Raw genomic sequence first — 25,277 nt, forward strand, 5'->3', positions numbered from 1 at the left:
CATGAGCCTGATCGCTTCCGACCAATTCCGCATCGTTGTCGGCCTCGGCAAGAGCGGCATGTCCCTGGTGCGCTACCTCGCGCGTCAGGGCGTGCGCTTCGCCGTGGTCGATACCCGTGCCAATCCGCCGGAGCTGAGCGCCTTGCGTGAACAGTTCCCGCAGGTCGAAGTGCGTTGTGGCGAGCTGGACGTGGAATTCCTCAGCCGTGCCAGTGAACTGCTGATCAGCCCCGGCCTGGCCGTAGCCACCCCGGCGCTGCAGGAAGCGGCCAAACGCGGCGTCAAGCTGTCCGGCGATATCGACCTGTTTGCCCGCGCAGCCAAGGCGCCGATCGTCGCCATCACCGGCTCCAACGCCAAGAGCACCGTGACCACCCTGGTCGGCGAGATGGCCGCCGCGGCTGGTCGCAAGGTTGCCGTGGGTGGCAACCTCGGCACGCCGGCGCTGGATCTGCTGGCTGATGACGTCGAGCTTTATGTGATCGAGCTGTCCAGCTTCCAGCTGGAAACCACCGAGCTGCTCAACGCCGAAGTGGCCACCTGCCTTAACGTCAGCGAAGACCACATGGATCGCTATGCCGATCTGCCGGCCTACCACCTGGCCAAGCACCGCATCTTCCGCGGCGCGCGTCAGGTGGTGGTCAACCGTGACGATCCGCTGTCGCGGCCGATGATCGCCGATCAGGTACCGTGCTGGAGCTTCGGCCTCGGCAAGCCGGACTTCAAGCGCTTCGGCTTGCTCGAAGAGAACGGCGAAAAATACCTTGCCTATCAATTCGACGCGCTGTTGCCGGTACGCGAACTCAAGGTGCGCGGCGCGCACAATCAGTCCAACGCCCTGGCGGCGCTGGCGCTGGGCCATGCCGTGGGCCTGCCGATGGCGGCCATGCTGGAAACCCTCAAGCAGTTCACCGGGCTGGCGCACCGCTGCCAGTGGGTGGGTGAGCGCGCGGGCGTGAGTTACTACGACGATTCCAAAGCCACCAATGTCGGGGCAGCACTCGCGGCCATCGAAGGCCTGGGCGCCGACATCGATGGCAAGCTGGTGCTGATCGCCGGTGGCGACGGCAAGGGCGCCGACTTCTCCAGCCTGCGCAAGCCGGTTGCCGCTCACTGCCGCGCGGTGGTGCTGCTCGGCCGTGATGCCGACAAGCTGGCTGCGGTGCTCGATGGCGCGGTTGACATCATTCGTGTCGACAGCCTGCAGGCCGCCGTCGAGCAGGCGGCTGCCATCGCCCAGAGCGGCGACGCCGTCCTGCTGTCGCCCGCCTGCGCGAGCCTGGACATGTTCAAGAATTTCGAAGAGCGCGGCCGTCTCTTCGCCCAGGCAGTGGAGGAGCTGAACTGATGCTGTCCTTCCTGCGCCCTTATCCGTCCCCACTGTTCGGCCGTCGTGGCCTGATGGACATGGACTTCGCGATGCTCGCCGGCTGCCTGGCGCTGCTCGGTCTCGGCCTGGTGATGATCTCCTCGGCCTCCACCGAAGTGGCGGCGGCCAACACCGGCAGCCCGCTGTACTACATGATCCGCCACCTGATCTATCTGGCAATCGGCCTGGGCGCAGCCGGCGTGGTGCTGATGATCCCGCTGTCCACCTGGCAGCGTCACAGCTGGGTGATGCTGATCATCGCCATCGTGCTGCTGGTTCTGGTGCTGCTGCCCGGCATTGGCCGTGAGGTCAACGGCGCCAAGCGCTGGATCGGTTTCGGCGCCTTCAATATTCAGCCGTCGGAGATCGCCAAGGTCTTCGTGGTGCTCTATCTGGCCGGCTACCTGGTGCGTCGTCAGGAAGAGGTGCGTGAAAGCTGGGCCGGCTTCTTCAAGCCCTTCGTGGTGTTGTTGCCGATGGCCTTCCTGCTGCTGCTCGAGCCCGACTTCGGCGCCACGGTGGTCATGATGGGCGCGGCCATGGCCATGCTGTTCCTCGGCGGCGTCGGCCTGTTCCGCTTCCTGCTGATGGTCGCTCTGGCAGTCGGCGCGGTGTTCGTGCTGGTGCAGAGCCAGGAATACCGCCTGCAGCGTCTGATCACCTTCACCGATCCCTGGGCCGACCAGTATGGCTCCGGTTACCAGCTGACCCAGGCGCTGATCGCTTTCGGCCGTGGCGAGTGGCTGGGCGTCGGCCTGGGCAACAGCATCCAGAAGCAGTTCTATCTGCCTGAAGCGCACACCGACTTCGTGTTCTCCGTTCTGGCCGAAGAGCTGGGCCTGGTCGGCGCGCTGGCGACCGTGGGCCTGTTCGTGTTCGTCAGCGTACGCGCGCTGTATATCGGCCTGTGGGCCGAGAAGGCCAAGCAGTTCTTCTCCGCCTATGTGGCGTTCGGGCTGGGTTTCCTGTGGATCGGCCAGTTCCTGATCAACATCGGCGTGAACATCGGTTTGCTGCCGACCAAGGGCCTGACCCTGCCGTTCCTCAGCTACGGCGGTTCGTCCCTGGTGATCTGCTGCGTCAGCCTGGCGCTGCTGCTGCGCATCGAGTGGGAAGCACGCAACGGCCTGGGCAACGAAGACATCGAATTCGACGAGAGCGACTTCCCCGAGCCCGAGCGGGAGGTGCAGCATGGCCGCTAACGTATTGATCATGGCCGGCGGCACTGGTGGCCACGTATTCCCGGCGCTGGCCTGCGCCCGCGAATTCCAGGCGCGCGGCTATCGTGTGCACTGGCTGGGCACACCGCGCGGCATCGAGAACGAATTGGTGCCGGCGGCTGGTCTGCCGCTGCACCTGATCAACGTCAGTGGCCTGCGCGGCAAAGGCAAACTGTCGCTGCTCAAGGCGCCGCTGCAACTGATCAAGGCACTGTTCCAGGCCCGCAAGGTGGTGCGCGAGCTGCAACCGGTCTGCGTGCTCGGCATGGGCGGCTACGTGACTGGCCCGGGCGGCCTGGCTGCCAAGCTGGCCGGCGTGCCACTGATCATTCACGAACAGAATGCCGTGGCCGGTACCGCCAATCGCAGCCTGGTGGCATTCGCCAGCCGGGTCTGCGAGGCTTTCCCCGATACCTTCGCTGCGTCCGACAAGCGTCGTACCACCGGCAACCCGGTGCGCGAAGAGCTGTTCCTGGAAACCCCGCGCGACTCGCTGACCGGCCGTCGGCCACGTCTGCTGATTCTCGGTGGCAGCCTGGGCGCCGAACCGCTGAACAAACTGCTGCCGGAGGCGCTGGCACAAGTATCTGCCGAGCTGCGGCCGGAAGTCTTCCATCAGGCCGGCAAGCAACACGCCGCGGTGACCGCCGAACGATACAGCGCAGTGGGCGTCGAAGCGCAGGTCGCGCCCTTTATCAGCGACATGGCCCGCGCCTACGCCTGGGCCGACCTGGTGGTCTGCCGCTCCGGTGCGCTGACCGTCAGCGAACTGGCCGCCGCCGGTCTGCCGGCTTTCCTGGTGCCGTTGCCCCACGCGATCGACGATCACCAGACGCGCAACGCCAGCTATCTCGCGAAGGACGGTGCCGCCGTTCTTCTGCCGCAACGTTCCACTGACGCTGCCGATCTGGCAGCGCAGCTGACCGAGGTCTTGATGCACCCCGAACGACTCAAACAAATGGCCAGCACCGCGCGTCGCCTGGCCAAGCCCGATGCTACCCGTACCGTTGTCGATGTTTGTCTGGAGGTGGCCCGTGGCTAAGTCTCCTGCAGCGGTCAAGGCAGAAGTGCGGCGCATGCGCCGTATCCGCCGTATTCACTTCGTCGGTATCGGCGGCGCCGGCATGTGCGGTATCGCCGAAGTCCTGCTCAACCTGGGCTACGAAGTATCCGGCTCCGACCTGAAAACCTCGGCCGTGACCGAGCGTCTGGAAAACTTCGGCGCGCAGATCTTCATCGGCCACCGTGCCGAGAACGCCGAGAGCGCCGATGTGCTGGTGGTTTCCAGCGCAATCAATACCTCCAACCCGGAAGTGGCCACTGCCCTGGAGCGTCGAATCCCCGTGGTGCCGCGCGCCGAGATGCTCGCCGAGCTGATGCGCTACCGCCATGGCATCGCCGTGGCCGGCACTCATGGCAAGACCACCACCACCAGCCTGCTGGCTTCGGTGTTCGCCGCCGGCGGCCTGGATCCGACCTTCGTGATCGGCGGCCGCCTCAACGCTGCCGGCACCAACGCCCAGCTGGGTTCCAGTCGCTACCTGATCGCCGAAGCTGATGAGAGCGACGCCAGCTTCCTGCACCTGCAGCCCATGGTGTCGGTGGTGACCAACATCGACATGGACCACATGAGCACCTATGAGGGCGACTTCAATAAACTGAAGAAGACCTTCATCGAGTTCCTGCACAACCTGCCGTTCTACGGCCTGGCCGTGCTGTGCGTGGACGATCCGGTGGTGCGCGAGATCCTCGCACAGGTCGGACGCCCGACGCTGACCTACGGCTTTAGCGAAGACGCCGACGTGCGCGCCATCAACGTGCGCCAGCAGGGCATGCAGACCTTCTTCACCGTGCTGCGCCCGGACTGCGAGCCGCTCGACGTGTCGGTGAATATGCCGGGCAATCACAACGTGCTCAACGCCCTGGCGACCATCTGCATCGCCAGCGACGAAGGCATCAGCGATGAGGCCATTGTGCAGGGCCTGTCGCAGTTCCAGGGCGTCGGCCGGCGTTTTCAGGTGTACGGTCAACTGCCGGTCGAGGGCGGCGAAGTGATGCTGGTCGACGACTACGGCCACCACCCGCGCGAAGTCGCGGCGGTGATCAAGGCCGTGCGTGGCGGCTGGCCGGAGCGTCGCCTGGTGATGGTCTATCAGCCACACCGTTACAGCCGTACCCGCGATCTGTACGACGACTTCGTGCAGGTGCTGACCGATGCCAACGTGCTGCTGCTGATGGAGGTCTACCCGGCCGGCGAAGAGCCGATCCCCGGTGCCGACAGTCGTCAGCTGTGCCACAGCATCCGCCAGCGCGGTCAGCTGGACCCCATCTATATCGAGCGCGGTGCCGACCTGGCGCCGCTGATCAAGCCGCTGCTGCGTGCTGGCGACATCCTGCTGTGTCAGGGCGCCGGTGACATCGGTGGCGTGGCCCCCCAACTGCTGCAGAGCCCGCTGTTTCGCGCGCAAGGTCAAGGGAAATGAGTGCTGAAACCCTGAAATCACAACTGCCGGTCGCCGCCTTCGGTCGCGTCGCCGTTCTGTTCGGCGGCAAGAGCGCCGAGCGCGAAGTGTCGCTCAAGTCCGGCAATGCCGTGCTCAGCGCGCTGCAGAGCGCCGGCGTGGACGCCTTTGGCATCGATGTGGGCGATGACTTCCTGGCGCGTCTGACCAGTGAGAAGATCGACCGCGCCTTTATCGTGCTGCACGGCCGTGGTGGTGAAGACGGCAGCATGCAGGGCCTGCTCGATTGCGCCGGCATTCCTTACACGGGCAGCGGCATCCTCGCTTCGGCCCTGGCCATGGACAAGCTGCGCACCAAGCAGGTGTGGCAGAGCCTGGGGCTGTCCACGCCGCGTCACGCGGTGCTGAGCAGCGCCGACGATTGCCGCCGCGCCGCTGACGAGCTGGGTTTCCCGTTGATCGTCAAACCGGCCCACGAAGGCTCGAGCATCGGCATGGCCAAGGTCGGCGACGTCGACTCCCTAATCGCCGCCTGGCAGGACGCTGCCTGCTACGACAGCCAGGTGCTGGTCGAGCAGTGGATCCAGGGCCCGGAATTCACCATCGCCATGCTGCGCGGCGAGGTATTGCCACCGATCGCCCTGGGCACGCCACACAGCTTCTACGACTACGACGCCAAGTACCTGGCCAATGACACCCAGTACCACGTGCCCTGCGGCCTGTCGGCTGACAAGGAAGCCGAGCTGAAGGCCCTGACCGCCCGCGCCTGCGAAGCCGTTGGCACCCAGGGCTGGGCCCGCGCCGACGTTATGCAGGACGCCGACGGCCGTTTCTGGCTGCTGGAGGTAAACACCGTTCCGGGTATGACCGACCACAGCCTGGTGCCGATGGCGGCGCAGGCGGCCGGTCTGGATTTCCAGCAGCTGGTGTTGGCTATTCTCGCTGACAGCGTCGAGGCTCGGGGGTAAGCATGGGCGCCGTCCTTCGTCATCAGCCAGGTTCAGGCACGCCGCTACGCGGCAAGGCCGTACCGCGTGGCGCCAGCCGCTTGGTGGCCAAGGAGCCGATCAGTGCGCGTTTGCCGCGGCCGAATTTCAGCCTGTTCAAGCGCCTGACCTGGCCGGTGATGCTGCTGGTGCTGGGCTTTGGCGCCTATGAACTGTCGCTGCGTCTGCTGCCTTACGCCGACCGGCCCATCGCCAAGATCAGCGTGGAAGGCGACCTGAGCTACATCAGCCAGCAATCGGTGCAACAACGCATTGAACCTTTTGTGAGTGCGAGCTTCTTCAGTGTCGACCTTGTCGGTATGCGCCATGAACTGGAGCAGATGCCATGGATTGCCCACGCCGAAGTCCGCCGTGTGTGGCCTGATCAGGTGGTGGTGCGCCTTGAAGAGCAACTGCCGATCGCCCGCTGGGGCAACGAGGCGCTGCTCAACAACCAGGGCCAGGCGTTCGCGCCACGGGAACTGGCGCACTACGAGAATTTGCCGCAGCTGGTCGGCCCGAAACGCGCCCAGCAGCAAGTGATGCAGCAGTATCAGGTACTCAGCCAGATGCTGCGCCCCATGGGTTTTACCGTGACGCGCCTGGAGCTGCGTGAGCGGGGCAGTTGGTTCCTGTCCACCGGGCAGGGGATCGAAGTGCTGCTGGGGCGCGACCATCTGGTGGAAAAAATACGTCGTTTCGGCGCCATCTACAGCAAGGCGCTGAAGGATCAGAAAGACAACATCGCGCGGGTCGATCTGCGTTACGCCAACGGCCTGGCCGTCGCGTGGCGCGAGCCGCCGGCACCTGCGGCGGTCGACACCGCTGCAGTGCAGTGAATAAAGAGAGAAGGCAGGAAACATGGCAAACGTGCAGAGCGGCAAGATGATCGTCGGCCTCGACATCGGCACCTCCAAGGTGGTGGCGCTGGTAGGCGAAGTGACCGCTGATGGTCAGCTGGAAATCGTTGGCATCGGTACTCACCCATCGCGCGGCCTGAAGAAGGGCGTGGTGGTCAACATCGAGTCCACCGTGGCGTCGATCCAGCGCGCAGTGGAGGAAGCCCAGCTGATGGCGGGCTGCCGCATCCACTCGGCATTCGTCGGCGTGGCCGGCAACCACATCCGCAGCCTGAACAGCCACGGTATCGTCGCCATCCGTGATCGTGAGGTCAGCAATGCCGACCTGGAGCGCGTGCTGGATGCCGCCCAGGCAGTGGCCATTCCTGCTGACCAGCGTGTGCTGCATACCCTGCCGCAGGACTACGTGATCGATAACCAGGAGGGCGTGCGCGAGCCCCTGGGCATGTCCGGCGTACGCCTGGAAGCCAAGGTGCACGTGGTCACCTGCGCGGTGAACGCGGCGCAGAACATCGAAAAATGCGTGCGCCGTTGCGGCCTGGAAGTCGACGACATCATCCTCGAGCAACTGGCTTCCGCCTATGCGGTGCTGACCGACGACGAGAAAGAGCTGGGTGTGTGCCTGGTTGACATCGGCGGCGGCACCACCGACATCTGCATCTTCACCGAAGGCGCCATCCGTCACACCGCGGTAATCCCGATTGCCGGTGACCAGGTCACCAACGACATCGCCATGGCGCTGCGTACCCCGACCCAGTACGCCGAAGAGATCAAGATCCGTTACGCCTGCGCCCTGGCCAAGCTGGCCGGCGCCGGCGAAACCATCAAGGTGCCGAGCGTCGGTGATCGCCCGCCGCGCGACCTGTCGCGCCAGTCCCTGGCCGAGGTGGTCGAGCCGCGTTACGACGAGCTGTTCACCCTGATCCAGGCCGAATTGCGCCGCAGTGGCTACGAAGATCTGATCCCGGCGGGCATCGTGCTTACCGGTGGTACGGCGAAGATGGAAGGCGCGGTCGAGCTGGCTGAAGAAATCTTTCACATGCCGGTGCGCCTGGGCGTGCCGCACAGTGTCAAAGGCCTCAGCGATGTGGTCCGCAACCCTATTTACTCGACGGGCGTTGGCCTGTTGATGTATGGCCTGCGCAAGCAGTCCGACGACATCCCGATGCCCGGCAATGGCGGGTACGGTGATGAAACCAAGGCACCCGCTCTGGAACGGCTCAAGCGCTGGATTCAGGGTAATTTCTAAGGCGGGCGACGCGGCACGGGCGTGTGCAGCGTTGTCGGCACTAGGCGTTAAAAACTAGAAAATACAGGAGAGAGACCATGTTTGAACTCGTAGACAACCTTCCGCAAAGCGCGGTCATCAAGGTTATCGGTGTCGGCGGTGGCGGTGGCAACGCAGTCAACCACATGGCTAAGAGCAACATCGAAGGCGTCGAATTCATTTGCGCCAACACCGATGCTCAGGCACTGAAGAACATCGGCGCACGTACCGTGCTGCAACTCGGTACTGGCGTCACCAAGGGTCTGGGCGCTGGCGCCAACCCGGAAGTCGGCCGTCAGGCGGCCATCGAAGACCGTGAACGCATCGCCGAAGTGCTGCAGGGCTGCGACATGGTGTTCATCACCACCGGCATGGGCGGCGGTACCGGTACCGGTGCAGCACCTGTGATTGCCGAAGTGGCCAAGGAGCTGGGCATCCTCACCGTTGCGGTGGTGACCCGTCCGTTCCCGTTCGAAGGCCGCAAGCGCATGCAGATCGCCGACGAAGGCATCCGCGCGCTGCAGGAAAGCGTTGACTCGCTGATCACCATCCCCAACGAGAAGCTGCTGACCATCCTCGGTAAGGACGCCAGCCTGCTGTCCGCCTTCTCCAAGGCCGACGACGTGCTCAGTGGTGCCGTGCGTGGTATCTCCGACATCATCAAGCGCCCGGGCATGATCAACGTCGACTTCGCCGACGTGAAGACCGTGATGAGCGAAATGGGCATGGCGATGATGGGCACCGGCTGCGCCAGTGGTCCGAACCGTGCGCGTGAAGCCACCGAAGCGGCCATCCGCAACCCGCTGCTCGAAGACGTCAACCTGCAGGGCGCCCGCGGCATCCTGGTGAACATCACCGCTGGCCCGGACCTGTCCCTGGGTGAGTACTCCGATGTGGGTAACATCATCGAACAGTTCGCTTCCGAGCACGCTACCGTCAAGGTCGGCACCGTGATCGATCCGGACATGCGCGACGAGCTGCACGTGACCGTGGTTGCCACCGGTCTGGGCGCGCGTATGGAGAAGCCGGTCAAGGTCGTCGACAACACCGTTCAGGTCGCCGCCGCACAGCCAGTTGCCCCGGTAGCCGCTCCGGTTCGCGCCGAGCAGAACGTCAACTACAAGGACTACGAGCGCCCGACCGTTCAGCGTCAGAGCCATGGTGGCGCAGCCACTGCGGCAAAAATGAACCCGCAGGACGACCTGGATTACCTCGACATTCCAGCATTCCTGCGCCGTCAGGCGGATTAATGAAATCTATCAGGAGTATAAAGGTGATTGGTGTTCAGCAAAGGTCGGTTCTGCTATCATCGCCAGCCTTTGTTGAAAATAATTCGCACCTAGCGTAATAGCGGCCAGACCCATGATCAGACAACGCACCCTGAAGAACATCATCCGCGCCACGGGTATCGGCCTGCATTCCGGGGAGAAGGTTTACCTGACCCTGAAGCCGGCTCCGGTGGATACCGGTATCGTGTTCCGTCGTACCGACCTTGACCCTGTGGTGGAGGTGAAGGGGCACGCCCTGAACGTTGGTGAGACCACCATGTCGACCACGCTGGTCAATGGTGATGTCAAGGTGGATACGGTCGAGCATCTGCTTTCGGCCATGGCAGGCCTGGGCATCGATAACGCCTACGTCGAGCTCTCCGCCTGTGAAGTGCCGATCATGGATGGCAGTGCGGGTCCCTTTGTTTTCCTGATTCAGTCGGCTGGTCTGCAAGAGCAGGACGCCCCCAAGAAGTTCATCCGCATCACCCGTGAAGTGACCGTGACGGACGGCGACAAGCGCGCCACCTTCGTTCCGTTCGATGGCTTCAAGGTGAGTTTCGAGATCGACTTCGATCACCCTGTATTCCACGACCGCACCAAGACCGCGAGTGTTGATTTCTCCAGCACCTCGTTCGTCAAGGAAGTCAGCCGTGCCCGCACCTTCGGTTTCATGCGTGATATCGAATTCCTGCGTTCGCACAACCTGGCGCGCGGCGGCAGTGTGGACAATGCCATCGTGGTGGACGAAGACGGTGTGCTCAACGAAGACGGCCTGCGTTACGAGGACGAATTCGTCAGGCACAAGATTCTCGATGCGATCGGTGACCTCTATCTGCTCGGCAACAGCCTGATCGGTGAGTTCCGCGGCTACAAATCCGGCCATGGCCTGAACAATCGTCTGCTGCGAGCGTTGATCGCACAGCCGGATGCTTGGGAAACGGTGACGTTCGAAGACGCCGACACTGCTCCGATCTCTTACATGCGCCCGGCTGCGGCGGTGTAAGGCACTCTCTCCTAGTTTTAACTTCTTCAAGGCCACCCTCGGGTGGCCTTTTTTTATGCCGAGTTCAAGTGGCCCGACAAACGGCCAGGGGCCGGTCCGGCGTGAGTTGTGCGGGCATCGTTAACCGAGCTGCCATTTTTATGGCGCTCGCCGTTTGGTGAATCTAACTGGCTGACGAGTTTAAGAATCGCTGCGGCGGCGATGGCTGGCGAGGCGTTCCAGAGCGGCCTTCAGGCGCGGATCGCTGACCCCTTCGGCGGTTTCCTGGATGTTGTCGGCGGCGCTGTCGGAGAGCTCAAAAGGCCGTGGCGCCTCGCGTTTCTCGCCGCTGGAAGGTTGCACCTTGAAGAGGATTTTCGTTAAGGTCGCGAACGTTTCGAGCGCCTGCAACTGCCGTTGCAGGCGTTTTTGTTGATAACGCAGCCGCGTGGCCCAGTGGCCGTCGGTGACGATCAGCAGCAGGCAGCCTTCACGCCACGATGCCACGCGACAGTGTTCACGGGCGGCAGGCTGCAGCTGGCTTTCCACCACCTGCTGCAGGTGGTCGAGGCGTTGAGCCTGGCTGAACAGCGCTTTCAGCGGCTTCGCCTCGCGCAGGAGCGCGGCGGGCGCCTTGGCCGGCAAGGGACGAAAACTCATGGCAGGAAGCCTGCGACGTTTTGGGGCCGTCATGGTAGCAGAACCTCTGCTGACCGCTCGGGTTCCACTTTTTTCGAAATGGGGATGTCATGCACATCATTTTGCTCAGCAGGCGCCACGGCGCCGCGCGCTCGCTCAGCCTCGATTTGCGCTGGCTGCTGGCCGGCGCGGTGCTGCTGGTCGTTCTGGCGGTGGGCGGCGGTGCAGCGCTGGGGGCGTGGATGGCGCCGCAATCGGTGCCGGTACTGAACAGCGATGTGGTCAGCCAGGCTCTTGATGCCCAGCGCGAGGAAGTCGGCGCGGTGAAGATCGACGCCCAGCGTCAGCTTGATGCCTTCGCCGCCCACGTCGCCGAGCTGCAGGCGCGCCTGACCCGGCTCGACGCCTTGGGTGAGCGGCTTACCGAGCTGGCCGAACTGGATGCCAGTGAGTTCGATTTCTCGCTCGGCGTGGGGCAGGGCGGTCCTGAGGAACCGCTTGGCAGCGCGGCCTACGCGCCACCGCCGTTCATGAGCACTCTCGACGAGCTGGCCCTGCGCATGGACAGCCGTGAGCAGCAGCTCGAAGTGTTGGAACAGCTGCTCGCCGACCGTCGTCTCGACGAGGCGACGATGCTCTCCGGCCATCCGGTGTTGCAAGGCTACGTGTCGTCACCATTCGGGCGGCGTATCGACCCGCTGACCGGACGCGTCAGCGTGCACAAGGGCGTTGACTTCGCCGCCAAGGCCGGCAGCGACGTGGTGGCGGTCGGTGCCGGCGTGGTGACCTTCGCCGGGCGCCGCAATGGTTATGGCAACACCGTGGAAATCAGCCACGCCGACGGCTATGTCACCCTGTATGCGCACAACCGCAGCAACAAGGTACAGGTCGGCGATCTGGTCCAGCGTGGGCAGGCCATCGCCACGGTCGGCAGCACCGGGCGCTCGACCGGTAACCACGTGCACTTCGAAGTCACCCGCAGCGGCGAGCTGGTCAACCCGCACAGCTATATTGCCCGCGTCAGCGACGAGCCCTGACAAAAGCCGGTCAAGGCCGGCTTGCCCTGCGCCGATGGCCCTGTGCCAATCGTGCTCTTTCTTCAATTCCGTTTCCGGGTAGAATGCCCCCTTCGCACGCAGCCATACGGGCTGCATGGGCGACTCACGGGGCCGCCCTCCATTCATAGCGTGGAAGATCCTGTCGATATGTTTGCGCCTTTGTTGAAAAAACTCTTTGGAAGCAAGAACGAGCGTGAAGTCAAACGCATGCTCAAGGCGGTTCAGGCCGTCAATGCATTCGAGGAGCAGATGCTCGCGCTCTCCGATGAGCAACTGCGTGCCAAGACCGAAGAATTCAAGGCCCGCCTGGCCAAGGGCGAAACCCTGGATCAACTGCTGCCTGAAGCCTTTGCCGTGGCCCGCGAGGCGGGTAAGCGCGTGATGGGCATGCGCCACTTCGACGTCCAGCTGATCGGCGGTATGACTCTGCACGAAGGCAAGATCGCCGAAATGCGTACCGGTGAGGGTAAAACCCTGGTCGGTACCCTGGCCGTCTACCTCAACGCCCTGGAAGGCAAGGGTGTGCACGTGGTCACGGTCAACGACTACCTGGCCCGCCGCGACGCCAACTGGATGCGCCCGCTGTACGAATTCCTCGGCCTGTCGGTCGGCATTGTCACCCCGTTCATGCCGCCGGAAGAGAAGCGCGCCGCTTACGCTGCCGACATCACCTACGGCACCAACAACGAATTCGGTTTCGATTACCTGCGCGACAACATGGCGTTCAGCCTGGAAGAGAAATTCCAGCGCGAACTGAATTTCGCGGTGATCGACGAAGTGGACTCGATCCTCATCGACGAAGCCCGTACGCCGCTGATCATTTCCGGTCAGGCCGAAGACAGTTCCAAGCTGTACATCGAGATCAACAAGCTGATTCCCCGCCTCAAGCAGCACATCGAGGAAGAGGAAGGCGTGGTCACTCAGGAAGGCCACTACAAGGTCGACGAGAAGAGCCGTCAGGTCGAACTCAACGAAGCCGGCCATCAGATCATCGAAGACATGCTCACCCAGATCGGCTTGCTGGCCGAGGGCGAGAGCCTGTACTCGGCGCACAATCTGGGCCTGCTGACCCACGTATATGCCGGCCTGCGTGCCCACACCCTGTTCCATCGCAACGTCGAATACATCGTGCAGAACGGTCAGGTCATCCTGATCGACGAGCACACCGGCCGTACCATGCAGGGCCGTCGCCTGTCCGAAGGCCTGCACCAGGCCATCGAGGCGAAGGAAGGCGTGCAGATCCAGGCCGAAAGCCAGACCCTGGCGTCGACCACCTTCCAGAACTACTTCCGCCTGTACAACAAGCTGTCCGGCATGACCGGTACCGCCGACACCGAAGCCTTCGAATTCCGCCAGATCTACGGTCTGGACGTGATGGTGATCCCGACCAACAAGCCGATCGCCCGTAAGGACTTCAACGACCTGGTCTACCTGACCCAGGAAGAGAAGTACGCCGCGATCATCAACGATATCCGCGAGTGCCAGGCCCAGGGCCGCCCGATCCTGGTCGGCACCGCGACCATCGAGACCTCCGAGTACGTGTCGCGCCTGCTCGAGCAGGAAGGCATCGAGCACAAGGTGCTCAACGCCAAGTTCCACGAGAAGGAAGCCGAGATCATTGCCCAGGCCGGCCGTCCCGGCGCGCTGACCATCGCCACCAACATGGCCGGTCGTGGTACCGACATCCTGCTCGGCGGCAACTGGGAAGTGGAAGTCGCTGCACTGGAGAACCCCACCGACGAGCAGATCGCGCAGATCAAGGCCGACTGGCAGAAGCGTCACCAGCAGGTGCTGGAAGCCGGTGGCCTGCACGTGATCGCCTCCGAGCGCCACGAGTCGCGGCGTATCGACAACCAGCTGCGCGGCCGTGCCGGTCGCCAGGGCGATGCCGGTTCCAGCCGCTTCTACCTGTCGCTGGAAGATAGCCTGATGCGCATCTTCGCCTCCGACCGCGTGAAGAACTTCATGAAGGCCCTGGGCATGCAGCCGGGCGAAGCCATCGAACACCGCATGGTGACCAACGCTATCGAGAAGGCGCAGCGCAAGGTCGAAGGCCGTAACTTCGACATGCGTAAACAGCTGCTCGAATACGATGACGTGGCCAACGAGCAGCGCAAGGTGATCTATCACATGCGCAACACCGTGCTGGCTTCCGACAACGTCGGCGAGACCATCGAGGACTTCCGCCAGGAAGTTCTGGATAGCACCATCAGCGCGCACATGCCGCCGCAGTCGCTGCCCGAGCAATGGGACATCGCCGGTCTGGAAGAGGCGATCTTCGCCGGCTTCAACCTGCGCCTGCCGATCCAGCAGTGGCTCGACGAAGACGACAAGCTGTACGAAGAAACCCTGCGCGAGCGCATCCTCAAGGAACTGGTGGACGCCTACAACGAGAAGGAAACCCAGGCCAGCGCCGAAGCCCTGCGTACCTTCGAGAAGCAGATTCTGCTGCGCGTTCTGGACGACCTGTGGAAAGACCACCTGTCGACCATGGACCACCTGCGTCACGGTATCCACCTGCGTGGTTACGCGCAGAAGAACCCGAAACAGGAATACAAGCGCGAGTCCTTCACCCTGTTCCAGGAACTACTGGATTCGATCAAGCGCGACACCATCCGTGTGCTGTCCCACGTGCAGGTGCGCCGTGAAGATCCTGCCGAGGAAGAAGCCCGTCTGCGCCGCGAAGCCGAAGCGATGGCCCAGCGCATGCAGTTCCAGCACGATGAAGTTTCCGCGCTCGAAGAGACGGAAGCCGAAGGCCAGGACGGCGATGTCGCCGTGGCTGCCGCGCCGGTACGCGCCGAGCAGAAGATCGGCCGCAACGAGCTGTGCCCGTGCGGTTCTGGCAAGAAGTACAAGCACTGCCACGGTCAGGTCAACTGATCAACGCAATGCAGTGAAACGCCAAAACGCCGCGAAGGGTCAGACCCCTTCGCGGCGTTTTCGCATCGAACATGCTGTGCCCATCCACCTAATTCAAGGAGCTTTCCCATGGCTGTTGGTCTTGGCCCGCTGTCTACCCTGCATCCGGTTCCAGGTTTCGAGCTGGGCATCGCCTCTGCCGGCATCAAGCGCCCGGGGCGCAAGGATGTAGTGGTGATGCGCTGTGCCGAGGGCAGCAGCGTGGCGGGGGTGTTCACCCTCAACGCCTTCTGCGCGGCGCCGGTGATCCTGGCCAAGAAGCGAGCGTCCGGCAGCGTGCGTTACCTGCTGACCAACACTGGTAATGCCAATGCCGGCACCGGCGAGCCGGGCCTGCAGAACGCCATGCGTACCTGCGCCAGCCTGGCTATCCTGGCCGGCGTCGATGAGAGCGAAGTGCTGCCGTTCTCCACCGGGGTAATCGGTGAGCCGCTGCCGGTCGAGAAGATCGAAGGTGCCCTGCAGGCCGCGCTGGACAACCTCTCTGAAAACAACTGGGCCGATGCCGCCACCGGCATCATGACCACCGACACGCTGCCCAAGGGGGCCAGCCGCCAGTTCACCCACGAGGGCGTGACCGTCACCGTGACCGGCATCAGCAAGGGCGCGGGCATGATCAAACCGAACATGGCCACCATGCTCGGCTACATCGCCACCGACGCCAAGGTCGCCCAGGGCGTGTTGCAGGACCTGCTGCGCGATGCGGCGAACAAGTCGTTCAACCGCATCACTATCGATGGCGATACCTCCACCAACGACTGCTGCATGCTGATCGCCACCGGCAAGGCCGCCCTGCCGGAAATCACCCAGACCAGCGGCGCGCTGTTCGCGGCGCTCAAGCAGGCGGTGTTCGAGGTGTGCATGGAGGTCGCCCAGGCCATCGTGCGTGATGGCGAGGGCGCGACCAAGTTCGTCACCGTGCAGGTCAACGGCGGTGCGACCCACCAGGAGTGCCTGGACGTCGGCTATGCGGTGGCCCATTCGCCGTTGATCAAGACAGCGTTGTTCGCCTCCGATCCCAACTGGGGGCGCATTCTCGCTGCCGTCGGCCGCGCAGGTGTGGCACAGCTGGATGTCAGCAAGATCGACGTCTTCCTGGGCGAGGTGTGCATCGCCAGCAAGGGCTGTCGTGCTGCCACCTACACCGAGGAGCAGGGCGCAGCGGTGATGGCCGAGGAGGAAATCACCATCCGCATCGAGCTGGGTCGCGGCACCTGCAGCGAGACGATCTGGACCACCGACCTGTCCCACGAATACGTGAAGATCAACGCCGAATACCGCACCTGAGCCTCGCGCCGGTCGAGGTCATTGCGACTAGCCGCCTTTATTCCGCGCGCGCATGGCCCCATGAGCGAGCGGAATTTGCCTTGCCGGCAGCCACCGGTGAAGCTGTCGTTCTGTTCTTCTGACCGCTGGAGAAATAGATGTCGCTCGAATTGGTGATAGGCAACAAGAATTACTCGTCCTGGTCGCTGCGCGGCTGGCTGTTGGTTGAGCTCACCGGCGCGGCTTATCAGGAAACCCTGGTGCCGCTGTTTCGCCCCGATACTCACGCGCGCCTTCTGGAGCATTCGCCGACAGCCAAGGTACCGGTTCTCAAAACCGATGACGCCGGTGCGATCTGGGATTCCCTGGCGATCGCCGAATACCTGGCCGAGCGCTTTCCCGAAGCCGCCATGTGGCCGCGCGACGTAGCCGCTCGCGCCATGGCCCGCTCGGTATGTGCGGAAATGCACAGCGGTTTCGGCGCACTGCGCAGCCACATGCCGATGGACATGCAGCGTAATGCGCCGCTGGCCAGCGTGGCGGATGACGTCAAGCATGATATCCAGCGCATCGTCGCCATCTGGGCAGGCTGCCGTGAGCGCTTTGGTCAGGGCGGCCCCTACCTGTTCGGTCAGGTGAGCATCGCCGACGCCTACTTCGCCCCGGTTGCCAGCCGGCTGCGCAGCTACGGCGTGCAACTTCCGGCGGATGCGGCGGCCTATGTGGAAACCATTTTTCAGTGGCCGGCATTCCAGCGCTGGCACCAGGCAGCTCTAGAGGAGAAGACGTGAAACGCGTGCATGTAGCGGCCGCGGTAATCCGCGGTGACGATGGCCGGATCCTGATCGCCAAGCGCCCGGACGACAAACACCAGGGCGGGCTCTGGGAGTTTCCGGGCGGCAAGGTCGAGGAAGGCGAAGCCGTTTTGGCGGCGCTGTCGCGCGAGCTGCACGAAGAGCTGGGCATCGGCGTGGACGCGGCGCGGCCGCTGATTCGGGTGCGTCATGACTACAGCGACAAGCAGGTGCTGCTGGACGTCTGGGAAGTCAGCCGATTCACTGGTGAGCCCCATGGCGCCGAAGGCCAGCCGCTGGCCTGGGTCAGCCCGCGGCAATTGGGCGACTACGAGTTTCCGGCCGCCAACCGACCGATCGTCGCGGCGGCTCGCTTGCCCGAGCATTACCTGATCACTCCGGAAGGGCTGGACGGGCCGGAGCTGCTTGCTGGCGTGCGGGCTGCTGTCGCCAACGGTATCCGCCTGATCCAGCTACGCGCGCCGGCGATGTTCGACGCCCAGTACCGCGATCTGGCCGTGGACGTGCAGGGGCTCTGTGCCGGCAAGGCGCAACTGATGCTCAAGGGCCCGCTGGAGTGGCTGGGCGATTTCCCGGCAGCCGGCTGGCACCTGACCGCCGAGCAGCTGCGCAAGTACGCCAGCAAGGGCCGTCCGCTGCCCGAAGGGCGCTGGCTGGCCGCGTCCTGCCACAGCGCCGAGGAGCTCGAGCTGGCGACGCAGATCGGTGCCGACTTCGTCACCCTGTCGCCTTTGCAGGCCACTCAGACCCATCCCGAGGCCCAGCCGCTGGGTTGGCAGCGGGCGAGCGAATGGCTGCAGGGTTTTAACCAGCCGTGCTACGTACTCGGTGGGGTCGGGCCGCAGGATTGCCAGCAGGCCTGGCAGATTGGCGCCCAGGGCGTTGCGGGCATTCGCGCTTTCTGGCCCGAGCACCAGCGCTGAGCCGGCGCTTGTATGAGCACGCCGTAGCGCCTACCCTGCGGCGTCCTGTTTTCGAGTGATCCACGGCCCATGGCCTCCGTTCTCAATGTCATCCTGCCGGTCTTTGCGCTGATCCTTGCGGGTTTTGCCTGCCGGCGCCTGGACCTGCTGGGCGCCACCGCCGCCTCGGAGATCAACCGCATGGTGGTCTGGCTGTGCCTGCCGGCGCTGCTGTTCGAGGCGATGGCGACGGTGGTGTGGGACGAGATCTGGCAGCCCGGTTTCATCCTTGCCTATGGCATCGCCACTCTGGGTCTCTTCGCCCTGGTGCTGCTGTGGCGCCTGCGCAGCACCAGCCTGGCCGATGCCAGCGTGCAGGGGCTGAGCGCCTCCTACGCTAATACCGGTTACATGGGCATTCCGCTGTGCCTGCTGGTGTTCGGCGATGCCGGTATGGAGCCGGCGCTGATCGCCTGCCTGATCGTCATCTGCGTGCTGTTCGCCCTGGCGGTGGTGTGCATCGAGGTGGGGCTGCAGAACGAGAAGAGCGTGCTGACCGCGGTGCGCAAGGTGTGCGTCGCGCTGCTCAAGAACCCCATTGTCATGGCGCCTGTGCTTGGCGGCTTGTGGGCTGCTACGGCGCAGCCACTGCCGGCGCCCCTGCACCTGTTTCTCAAGCTGCTGGCGGCCGCCACCGGGCCCTGTGCGCTCATCGCCCTTGGCCTGTTCCTGGCCGAAAAGCACGCGGGGCCGAAGCAGCGCGGCACCGGCCTGGTATTGATCAAGCTGATCGCCCACCCGCTGCTCACTTGGGTATTGGCCGTCTACGTGTTCCGCTTGCCGCCGATGTGGGCCCATGCCGCGCTGCTGCTCAGCGCACTGCCGACCGGCACCGGGCCGTTCATGCTCGCCGAGTTCTATCGCCGTGATGGTGCCGAGGTGTCGAGCACCATTTTGTTGTCGACGCTGGGCTCGCTGCTGACGCTGTCGATCTGTCTCTACCTGATCGCGCCCTGACTACCGCGCCTGGAGCCTCTGCATGCCACCATCCGCTCAGCCGACCCTGCGCCCCAGCACCCTGCATTTGCCAGCCGGCGACTGGGCGACGGTGCTCGACTGCCTGTGTGCGCATTTCTCGGCGATTCCACGGGACGTCTGGCTCGAGCGCATGGCCCGCGGCCGGGTGCTGGACGCCGACGGCGCGCCCATTGGCGTCGATCACCCGTATCGGGTCGGCCTGCGCGTGCATTATTTCCGTGAGGTGCCCGCCGAGCCGCTGATTCCCTTCGAGGAAACCATCCTGCATGTCGACGAGCACATTCTGGTCGCCGACAAGCCGCATTTCCTGTCGGTGATGCCGGCCGGCGCCTACGTCGAGCAGACCTTGCTGGCGCGGCTGGTCAAGCGTACCGGCAATGCCGATCTGGTGCCCCTGCATCGCATCGACCGGCACACCGCCGGGCTGGTGCTGTTCTCCAGCAACCCGCAGACCCGCGGGCGCTACCAGGCGATGTTTCGCGAGCGCGCCATCGACAAGCGCTACGAGGCGCTGGCTGCTCCGTTGCCAGGGCTGCAGTTTCCGCTGTTGCGCGAGACGCGTTTCGAAGCCGGGGAGCCGTTCTTTCGCATGCGCGAGGCACCGGGGGTGGCGAACACCCGCACACGCGTCGAGGTGATCGAGAAGCGCGCCGAGCACTGGTTGTACGGTCTGGAACCGGTCACCGGCAAGAAGCATCAGCTACGGGTGCATATGGCTGCCCTGGGCGCGCCGATCCTCAACGATCCGTTCTATCCCGAAGTCAGCTGCGCCGAGGGTGAGCCCGACGACTACGGGCGGCCGCTGAAGCTGCTGGCCCGTGGGCTGTCGTTCAGCGACCCGCTGAGCGGCGAACTGCGCCGCTTCGAGAGCCGCCTCAGCCTTTGACGGCGGCCTGCCAGAGCACTTCGTCGATGCCCTGGCGCTTGGCGATCAGCCGCGCGGCCACGAACAGCAGGTCGGATAGCCGGTTGATGTAGGCCAGCAACTCACCGCGCAGCGGTTCGATGGTATGCAGCTGGCCGCAGCGGCGCTCGGCGGTGCGGGCGCTGCTGCGACACAGGTGGGCCTGGGCGATCAGCCGTGAGCCGCCGGGCAGGATGAAGTTGGTGAGCGGCCCGACTTCCTCGTTCCAGCGGTCGATGGCCGCTTCCAGACGCTCGATTTCGGCAGCCTGCAGCGCGTGGTACTCGGGCATCGCCAGCTCGCCACCGAGGTCGAACAGGCGGTGCTGGCAGGGCGCGAGCACTTCGACCAGCTCGCCGAGACCCGGGTGGTTAGCCTGCTGCTCGAGCAGGTCGGCGAGTAGCAGGCCGAGCTGGCTGTTGAGGGTGTCCACTTCGCCGATGGCTTCGATGCGCGGATGATCCTTGGCGACGCGGCGGCCGTCGGCCAGACCGGTTTGTCCGGCATCGCCGGTGCGCGTGTAGATTTTCGAGAGTCGATAACCCATGGGGTCTCCGCTGATCAGCTGCTGGCGCCCAGGGGCAGGCGCAGGGTGAAACAGGTGCCCTGGCCGGTGCGCGAGTGCACTTCCATCTGGCCCTTGTGGTTGTTGGTGACGATGAAGTACGACACCGAAAGTCCCAGGCCGGTGCCTTGACCGACCTCTTTGGTGGTGAAGAACGGTTCGAAGATGCGCTTGCGCACGGCTTCGGGGATGCCCACGCCATTGTCTTCGACCTGCACTTCGGCCCAGGGCGGCGCCAGTCGCGTGCGCAGTATCAGCTTGCCGGGCTCACTTTCGTCTTCGCGCAGGTGAATGGCCTGGGCAGCGTTCTTCAGCAGGTTGAGCAGCACCTGCTCCAGTTCGTTGGCAATGCCGGGAATCGGCCCCAGCTGCGGGTCGAATTCACGCTGGATCAGCAGGCTCTTGAAGTCGAAGCTTTCGGTCAGGTCGAAGTCGTTGCTGGCGATCTCCACCGCCTGGTCGATCAGTGCCGGCAACTGGCAGGGCGCCAGCTGACGATTGCTCAGGCGGCTGAAGCTGAGCATGTGGGTGACGATCTTCGAGGCTCGTGCGCCGGCCTGCTGGATGCCGTCGAGCAGCATAGGGATCTCCCGCGCTACCAGGTAGCGGTCAATGGCCGGCAGGCTGACGCCGGCCACCTCGGCTTGCTCCTGATTGCGTGGCAGCTCCGGCGACAGGCGCCGGCGGATGTTCTGCACGTTGTGCAGGATGGCGCCCAGCGGGTTGTTGATCTCGTGCGCCATGCCGGCCGCCAGGCCGCCCACGGAAAGCATCTTCTCGGACTGCACCATGACCTCTTCGAGATTCAGGCGCTGGGTGATGTCGTCGATTCGAATCACCACGCCACGGCCGATGCTGCCGATCAGCGGATAGAAGGTCAGGGCGTAGTGATGGGGCTCGTCATCGCGAATCCAGGTGACGCGTTCGATCTTCTCGACCCGGTGCTGCTCGGCGGTGCGCTTGAGTTTGGACAGGTACGGTTTGAGCAGCGGGAAGGCGAGGAACACCGGCTGGTTGACCGCCTCGTCGATGGACGTACCGGACAGCGCACTGGCCTCCTGATTCCACTGCGCCACGTAGAGCTGTTCGTCTAGGGCGATCAGCGCCGAGGGCATGGAGTCGATGATGCTGTTGAGGTAATTCTGAAAGCCCGTGAGCTTCTTCTCGATCTTGCTGCGCACCTGCACTTCGAGTTCCAGCTTGCGGTTGGACAGACGGGTTTCCTCGGCCAGACCGCGGGCCTGGTTATAAGCCTCTTCGGAGTCGTCGCGGGCACGCTTGAGCTGCTGTTCGCGCGCCTCGATGCGCTCGAGCATGGTGTTGAAGGCTTCGGCCAGGCTGCCGATTTCGTCGCGGTTGCCGCGTCGCGCGCGCAGTGAGTAGTTCTCTTCGCGGGTGACCTGGCGGGTCAGCTCTTCCAGGCGTTTGATCGGGCTGGTGACCAGGCGGCGGATCTGCCGCGCCACCAACAGCCATAGCACCAGGCTGAACAGCAGGATCACCAGGCTGGCGGTGACGGTGCCGGTGTAAAAGGCGCCCGGCAACTCACTGGAGGCGACCAGCAGCAGGTGCCCTGGCGGAGCATCGGATCGCGGCAGCTCGACCAACTGGTTGGCGCGAAATTCACCGATGCGCCAGTTGTCCAGAGCAGCGACCTGCTCGGGTAGGTCGAGTTTCTCTCCCCTCTGCAACTGCGCCATGCTATTGCCGTCGGCGTCATAGATCACCGCGGCGCGTAGTGGGCCATAACCCTCCAGGCGCTTGAGTAGCTCATGGGCGTTTTCGGGAGAGCTCAGGGCGTCGCGGCTCAGGGCGGGGGTGGCGAACAGCCGGCCCAAGGTCTGCAGCGCCTGGGGCGCGACGCTTTCCTGGGAGATCCAGTAGGCCGCGCTGATGAAGGTCATGTTGGCGACCACCAGCACGGCGGCCAGCAGGACCAGCAGGGCAGCGAGCAGCTTTCGGCCTACGGGCAGGTTCTTCAGGCGGTGGCGCAGGCGCATGGGCGTGTTTCGTGGTGGCAGGTGAGGGCGCAGGGTAGCGCGTGACTCAATAGCGCGGCAATCCGTGGCCGTCCAGATGCTCCTGCAGTCGCTGGTGCAAGGCTTTCAGCCGCGGCAGCTGCAGCAACGCGCGTTCGCCGGCGGCGCAGGCGTAGCCGAGCAGGTAGCTGATTTCGGTGCGCCGACCAGCGGCGACGTCCTGGTACATGGACGAGTAATTGGCGGCCGTGGCCTCGATCACCCGCCACACTTCGCTATGCAGCTTTTGAGCGGCCTCCGCCTGGCCACAGCCGATCAACAGCTCGGCCAGCTCGGTACATATCGCATCGACCTGTTCGTGATAGCGCACCAGTTCGCCATTGCGGCAGCCGTGCAGCACGGTCAGCGGGTTTATCGCGCAATTGAGCGCCAGCTTACGCCACAGGCGCGTGAGGATGTCTGCGCTCCAGGTGTGGGGAATCTGGCTACGTTCCAGGTCCTGCAGCCAGGCAGGCGCCGCCGCGCCGCAGGGATCGCCGATCCAGGTGTGGCCCTGGCCGGCGAATACCACGCGCCAGTCACCGTCACGAAACGCGCCTTCGGTGCTGGAGGCGGGCAGGCAACGGCGGCCAGGCAGCTGCTGCGCCACTTCGTTCTGGCTGCCCAGGCCGTTCTGCAGCAGGACGACTTCGGCAGCAGGTGTCAGGCGATGGGCCACGGCGGCAATCGCCTCCGTGGCGTCATAGGCCTTGCAGGCCAGCAGCAGACGCTCGATGGGCGACGAATCCTGCAGGTCGCTGGCCGGGATAGGGTAGAGGTGGCTGTGGCCCTGCTCGACCAGGGCGAGGCCACCTGCCTGTCGATACGCGGCCAGACGCCGCGGGTCACGGAGCACAAGCTGCACCTGCACATCGGCGCGAAACAGGCGGCAGGCCCACAGACTGCCCAGGCTGCCGGCACCGAGTACGTGCCAGCTCATGGACGGGGCAGGCGTACCGCGGTCACGCGGCCGCTGGCGTGGGCTTCGGGTAGCAGACGAGTGGCCAGGTCGAGTAGTTGCTGCTGCTCCATGGGCATGGCCTTGCTGTCCAGCCCGACCACGGCGATGCCGGCCTTGAGGCTGATAAAGCCTTCGCTGGTCTTGAAGGCCTTGAGGTTGAGGCCTTCGTGCAGACGCTTGAAGCTGCTCGGTGAGCATTCCTGCAGATCTTCGAGCAGGGTGATCAGTGCGAAATGACGATCATCCAGGCTGACCAGCACGTCCAGCGGGCGTACCAGCTGTTGCAGGCGGCGGGCCACGCTGCGCAGCAACTCGTTGCTGAATACCGCGCCGTGGCGTGCGCTCAGCTCGTCGACGCCCTGCAGACCGATCATCAGGTAGCACAGTGCGCCACCACGCGATTCCACTTGGCGCAGGCTGTCGGCCATCTTCTGTTTCAGGTAGCGGGTGTTGCCCAGGCCGGTCAGTGGGTCGACCAGGTTGCGTTCTTCCAGGCTGGCGATGTTCTGCACCAGCAGGGCGTTTTCGTGGAGCAGGCGCTGCAGGGTGCTGCACAGGCGTTCGGCGGCGAATACCCGGGGCAGCAGCTGTTCGTTCATCGCTGACTTGCTGATGAAGTCATCGACGCCGCGGTCGAAGGCTTCGTTGAGGACATTCTCGCCCTCCTTGCCGGTCAACAGGATGATGTAGGTGTAGTGCTCGGCCGCCTCGTCAAGCTGGCGCACCCGTCCGGTCAGCTCCAGGCCGTCCATTTCGGGCATCAGCCAGTCTGCCAGCAGTACGCTGGCGGGGCGTTGTTCGAGATTGCTGATGGCTTCGGCAGCGCTGCTGGCGAAGCGAATATCCTGATATCCAGCCTGGCTCAATGCACGGCCGATCATGGCGCTCGAGAACTTGGCGTCGTCCACCACCAGAATACTGAGATGGGGGTTGGGCATTTTTTTATGGCACTCGCGGGCAGGAAAACAGGTCGAGGGAAGGGAGTAACCAATACAACGCCGAGCGATCTGTATCAGAGCGGATATAATGATCGCGCCAATTTTATCGTCAAGCCATCCGCGCGATTTGCGCAGACTTAATTCACGATCTCGCGAACTGGCGCCCAGCCCGATGCATTCGTAGCGTGGCCAAGGCGGCTGCCGGCAGCGACTCGCGAAACGGTGCTGCCGGTCGCGCTTTTTAACTGGAGGAATTCCATGCCCTCGTTCGACGTGGTGTCGGAGCTGGATAAACACGAACTCACCAACGCCCTGGATAATGCCACCAAGGAGCTGGAGCGGCGCTTCGACCTGCGCGGCAAGTGCAGTTTCGAAGTCAAGGACAAGGCCGTTACGCTGACCGCCGAAGCCGATTTCATGCTTGAGCAGATGCTCGACATCATTCGCAGCTGTCTGATCAAGCGCAAGATCGACAGCCAGTGCATGGAGACCAAGGACCCGTATGCGTCCGGCAAGGTAGTCAAGCAGGAAGTCGAATTCCGCGAAGGCATCGACAAGGAGCTGGCCAAGAAGATCGTCGCCCACATCAAGGACGCCAAGCTCAAAGTGCAGGCCGCCATCCAGGGCGAGCAGGTGCGCGTCACCGGCAAGAAGCGTGACGACCTGCAGGAATGCATCGCCTCGCTGCGCGGCAAGGACTTCGGCATGCCCCTGCAGTACAACAACTTCCGCGATTGAGTGGTCGCCGGGTTGAACCCCGGCGCGGCCAGCGCGTCGCACCTTTTGCAGTTTCATCGACGCCATGGCAGTCGCACTGCCGTGGCGTCGTCGTTT

The 25,277-nt window shown here is 64.0% G+C and carries 22 protein-coding genes; 17 read left to right on the top strand and 5 right to left on the bottom strand.

Annotated features, from left to right (window positions below):
• Position 1: 1 nt before the first annotated feature.
• From murD to lpxC, 9 genes are all read left to right on the top strand, one after another.
• The gene (gene murD / locus PVA39_RS05195) at positions 2-1,348 is read left to right on the top strand and encodes a UDP-N-acetylmuramoyl-L-alanine--D-glutamate ligase (RefSeq protein ID WP_274123092.1); all 1,347 of its coding nucleotides are present in this window, start codon (positions 2-4) and stop codon (positions 1,346-1,348) included.
• Positions 1,348-2,571, top strand: coding sequence for a putative lipid II flippase FtsW (gene ftsW / locus PVA39_RS05200; protein ID WP_013792652.1), 1,224 nt, complete (start codon positions 1,348-1,350; stop codon positions 2,569-2,571). Before murD ends, ftsW begins: the two co-directional genes overlap by 1 nt.
• The gene (murG, locus tag PVA39_RS05205) at positions 2,561-3,631 is read left to right on the top strand and encodes an undecaprenyldiphospho-muramoylpentapeptide beta-N-acetylglucosaminyltransferase (RefSeq protein ID WP_093504119.1); all 1,071 of its coding nucleotides are present in this window, start codon (positions 2,561-2,563) and stop codon (positions 3,629-3,631) included. The genes ftsW and murG overlap by 11 nt, the downstream gene beginning before the upstream one ends.
• A gap of 34 nt (positions 3,632-3,665) precedes the next feature.
• A complete protein-coding gene (gene murC / locus PVA39_RS05210; protein ID WP_049792726.1) occupies positions 3,666-5,072 on the top strand; it encodes a UDP-N-acetylmuramate--L-alanine ligase in 1,407 nt (468 codons plus the stop codon).
• A complete protein-coding gene (locus tag PVA39_RS05215) occupies positions 5,069-6,019 on the top strand; it encodes a D-alanine--D-alanine ligase (RefSeq protein WP_274123093.1) in 951 nt (316 codons plus the stop codon). The genes murC and PVA39_RS05215 overlap by 4 nt, the downstream gene beginning before the upstream one ends.
• A gap of 2 nt (positions 6,020-6,021) precedes the next feature.
• Complete coding sequence (locus tag PVA39_RS05220; RefSeq protein ID WP_013792648.1) at positions 6,022-6,876, top strand: cell division protein FtsQ/DivIB; 855 nt, start codon at positions 6,022-6,024, stop codon at positions 6,874-6,876.
• A gap of 22 nt (positions 6,877-6,898) precedes the next feature.
• Positions 6,899-8,146: a cell division protein FtsA gene (gene ftsA / locus PVA39_RS05225; protein ID WP_093504111.1), complete on the top strand. Its 1,248-nt coding sequence runs from the start codon at positions 6,899-6,901 to the stop codon at positions 8,144-8,146.
• A gap of 77 nt (positions 8,147-8,223) precedes the next feature.
• Positions 8,224-9,414 carry a cell division protein FtsZ gene (ftsZ, locus tag PVA39_RS05230; RefSeq protein ID WP_013792646.1) on the top strand — a complete coding sequence of 397 codons (1,191 nt, stop codon included), beginning with the start codon at positions 8,224-8,226 and terminating at the stop codon, positions 9,412-9,414.
• Positions 9,415-9,526: 112 nt separating this feature from the next.
• Positions 9,527-10,438 (top strand): UDP-3-O-acyl-N-acetylglucosamine deacetylase, encoded by a 912-nt coding sequence (gene lpxC, locus PVA39_RS05235; RefSeq protein WP_013792645.1) that lies wholly within the window; start codon positions 9,527-9,529, stop codon positions 10,436-10,438.
• 180 nt (positions 10,439-10,618) lie between these two features.
• Here the strand turns inward: lpxC and PVA39_RS05240 are convergent, their stop codons facing one another.
• Entirely contained in the window at positions 10,619-11,077 is a 459-nt protein-coding gene (locus PVA39_RS05240; protein WP_274123428.1) for a DUF721 domain-containing protein, read from the bottom strand.
• A gap of 89 nt (positions 11,078-11,166) precedes the next feature.
• Here PVA39_RS05240 and PVA39_RS05245 point away from each other — a divergent pair, with 89 nt between their 5' ends.
• The 7 genes from PVA39_RS05245 to PVA39_RS05275 all read left to right on the top strand — a co-directional run bounded on the left by PVA39_RS05245 (position 11,167) and on the right by PVA39_RS05275 (position 19,943).
• The gene (locus PVA39_RS05245; protein ID WP_274123095.1) at positions 11,167-12,093 is read left to right on the top strand and encodes a M23 family metallopeptidase; all 927 of its coding nucleotides are present in this window, start codon (positions 11,167-11,169) and stop codon (positions 12,091-12,093) included.
• 168 nt (positions 12,094-12,261) lie between these two features.
• The gene (secA, locus tag PVA39_RS05250) at positions 12,262-14,997 is read left to right on the top strand and encodes a preprotein translocase subunit SecA (RefSeq protein ID WP_274123096.1); all 2,736 of its coding nucleotides are present in this window, start codon (positions 12,262-12,264) and stop codon (positions 14,995-14,997) included.
• A 108-nt stretch (positions 14,998-15,105) separates the two neighbouring features.
• Positions 15,106-16,323, top strand: coding sequence for a bifunctional glutamate N-acetyltransferase/amino-acid acetyltransferase ArgJ (argJ, locus tag PVA39_RS05255; protein WP_274123097.1), 1,218 nt, complete (start codon positions 15,106-15,108; stop codon positions 16,321-16,323).
• Between the two features lie 137 nt (positions 16,324-16,460).
• Positions 16,461-17,093, top strand: coding sequence for a glutathione S-transferase family protein (locus PVA39_RS05260; protein WP_274123098.1), 633 nt, complete (start codon positions 16,461-16,463; stop codon positions 17,091-17,093).
• Complete coding sequence (locus PVA39_RS05265) at positions 17,090-18,040, top strand: Nudix family hydrolase (protein ID WP_274123099.1); 951 nt, start codon at positions 17,090-17,092, stop codon at positions 18,038-18,040. The genes PVA39_RS05260 and PVA39_RS05265 overlap by 4 nt, the downstream gene beginning before the upstream one ends.
• Positions 18,041-18,109: 69 nt before the next feature.
• Positions 18,110-19,036: an AEC family transporter gene (locus PVA39_RS05270; protein WP_274123100.1), complete on the top strand. Its 927-nt coding sequence runs from the start codon at positions 18,110-18,112 to the stop codon at positions 19,034-19,036.
• A gap of 22 nt (positions 19,037-19,058) precedes the next feature.
• The gene (locus tag PVA39_RS05275) at positions 19,059-19,943 is read left to right on the top strand and encodes an RluA family pseudouridine synthase (RefSeq protein WP_274123103.1); all 885 of its coding nucleotides are present in this window, start codon (positions 19,059-19,061) and stop codon (positions 19,941-19,943) included.
• On the opposite strand, the gene PVA39_RS05280 is transcribed toward PVA39_RS05275, so the two are convergent.
• From PVA39_RS05280 to PVA39_RS05295, 4 genes are read right to left on the bottom strand one after another with little or no spacing between them, the layout of a single operon-like run.
• Positions 19,933-20,508, bottom strand: a complete 576-nt coding sequence (locus PVA39_RS05280; RefSeq protein WP_274123104.1) for a cob(I)yrinic acid a,c-diamide adenosyltransferase — start codon at positions 20,506-20,508, stop codon at positions 19,933-19,935. The two genes, PVA39_RS05275 and PVA39_RS05280, sit on opposite strands and share 11 nt — an antisense overlap.
• Before the next feature lie 14 nt (positions 20,509-20,522).
• On the bottom strand, positions 20,523-22,526 hold the full coding sequence (locus PVA39_RS05285; protein WP_274123105.1) for a HAMP domain-containing sensor histidine kinase: 2,004 nt from the start codon (positions 22,524-22,526) through the stop codon (positions 20,523-20,525).
• 46 nt (positions 22,527-22,572) lie between these two features.
• Positions 22,573-23,484 carry a putative 2-dehydropantoate 2-reductase gene (locus tag PVA39_RS05290; protein WP_274123106.1) on the bottom strand — a complete coding sequence of 304 codons (912 nt, stop codon included), beginning with the start codon at positions 23,482-23,484 and terminating at the stop codon, positions 22,573-22,575.
• Positions 23,481-24,443 (bottom strand): GGDEF domain-containing response regulator, encoded by a 963-nt coding sequence (locus PVA39_RS05295; RefSeq protein ID WP_093504087.1) that lies wholly within the window; start codon positions 24,441-24,443, stop codon positions 23,481-23,483. Before PVA39_RS05295 ends, PVA39_RS05290 begins: the two co-directional genes overlap by 4 nt.
• 258 nt (positions 24,444-24,701) lie before the next feature.
• On the opposite strand from PVA39_RS05295, the gene PVA39_RS05300 reads away from it, so the two are divergent.
• The gene (locus PVA39_RS05300) at positions 24,702-25,181 is read left to right on the top strand and encodes a YajQ family cyclic di-GMP-binding protein (protein WP_274123107.1); all 480 of its coding nucleotides are present in this window, start codon (positions 24,702-24,704) and stop codon (positions 25,179-25,181) included.
• Positions 25,182-25,277 lie beyond the last annotated feature (96 nt).

Origin of the sequence: Pseudomonas sp. CNPSo 3701 (assembly GCF_028674975.1) — a bacterium.
In the GTDB taxonomy this organism is placed as follows: Bacteria; Pseudomonadota; Gammaproteobacteria; order Pseudomonadales; family Pseudomonadaceae; genus Aquipseudomonas; species Aquipseudomonas straminea.

Bases quoted from the DNA above. Each gene is read 5' to 3' on its own strand.
- ftsW (WP_013792652.1), top strand. From the start codon at position 1,348: ATGCTGTCCTTCCTGCGCCCTTATCCGTCCCCACTGTTCGGCCGTCGT.
- PVA39_RS05245 (WP_274123095.1), top strand. From the start codon at position 11,167: ATGCACATCATTTTGCTCAGCAGGCGCCACGGCGCCGCGCGCTCGCTC.
- PVA39_RS05290 (WP_274123106.1), bottom strand. From the start codon at position 23,484: ATGAGCTGGCACGTACTCGGTGCCGGCAGCCTGGGCAGTCTGTGGGCC.
- murG (WP_093504119.1), top strand. From the start codon at position 2,561: ATGGCCGCTAACGTATTGATCATGGCCGGCGGCACTGGTGGCCACGTA.
- PVA39_RS05240 (WP_274123428.1), bottom strand. From the start codon at position 11,077: ATGAGTTTTCGTCCCTTGCCGGCCAAGGCGCCCGCCGCGCTCCTGCGC.
- PVA39_RS05260 (WP_274123098.1), top strand. From the start codon at position 16,461: ATGTCGCTCGAATTGGTGATAGGCAACAAGAATTACTCGTCCTGGTCG.
- PVA39_RS05280 (WP_274123104.1), bottom strand. From the start codon at position 20,508: ATGGGTTATCGACTCTCGAAAATCTACACGCGCACCGGCGATGCCGGA.
- PVA39_RS05275 (WP_274123103.1), top strand. From the start codon at position 19,059: ATGCCACCATCCGCTCAGCCGACCCTGCGCCCCAGCACCCTGCATTTG.
- PVA39_RS05215 (WP_274123093.1), top strand. From the start codon at position 5,069: ATGAGTGCTGAAACCCTGAAATCACAACTGCCGGTCGCCGCCTTCGGT.
- PVA39_RS05220 (WP_013792648.1), top strand. From the start codon at position 6,022: ATGGGCGCCGTCCTTCGTCATCAGCCAGGTTCAGGCACGCCGCTACGC.
- PVA39_RS05300 (WP_274123107.1), top strand. From the start codon at position 24,702: ATGCCCTCGTTCGACGTGGTGTCGGAGCTGGATAAACACGAACTCACC.
- ftsA (WP_093504111.1), top strand. From the start codon at position 6,899: ATGGCAAACGTGCAGAGCGGCAAGATGATCGTCGGCCTCGACATCGGC.
- secA (WP_274123096.1), top strand. From the start codon at position 12,262: ATGTTTGCGCCTTTGTTGAAAAAACTCTTTGGAAGCAAGAACGAGCGT.
- PVA39_RS05270 (WP_274123100.1), top strand. From the start codon at position 18,110: ATGGCCTCCGTTCTCAATGTCATCCTGCCGGTCTTTGCGCTGATCCTT.
- lpxC (WP_013792645.1), top strand. From the start codon at position 9,527: ATGATCAGACAACGCACCCTGAAGAACATCATCCGCGCCACGGGTATC.
- PVA39_RS05295 (WP_093504087.1), bottom strand. From the start codon at position 24,443: ATGCCCAACCCCCATCTCAGTATTCTGGTGGTGGACGACGCCAAGTTC.
- murD (WP_274123092.1), top strand. From the start codon at position 2: ATGAGCCTGATCGCTTCCGACCAATTCCGCATCGTTGTCGGCCTCGGC.
- ftsZ (WP_013792646.1), top strand. From the start codon at position 8,224: ATGTTTGAACTCGTAGACAACCTTCCGCAAAGCGCGGTCATCAAGGTT.
- murC (WP_049792726.1), top strand. From the start codon at position 3,666: ATGCGCCGTATCCGCCGTATTCACTTCGTCGGTATCGGCGGCGCCGGC.
- argJ (WP_274123097.1), top strand. From the start codon at position 15,106: ATGGCTGTTGGTCTTGGCCCGCTGTCTACCCTGCATCCGGTTCCAGGT.
- PVA39_RS05285 (WP_274123105.1), bottom strand. From the start codon at position 22,526: ATGCGCCTGCGCCACCGCCTGAAGAACCTGCCCGTAGGCCGAAAGCTG.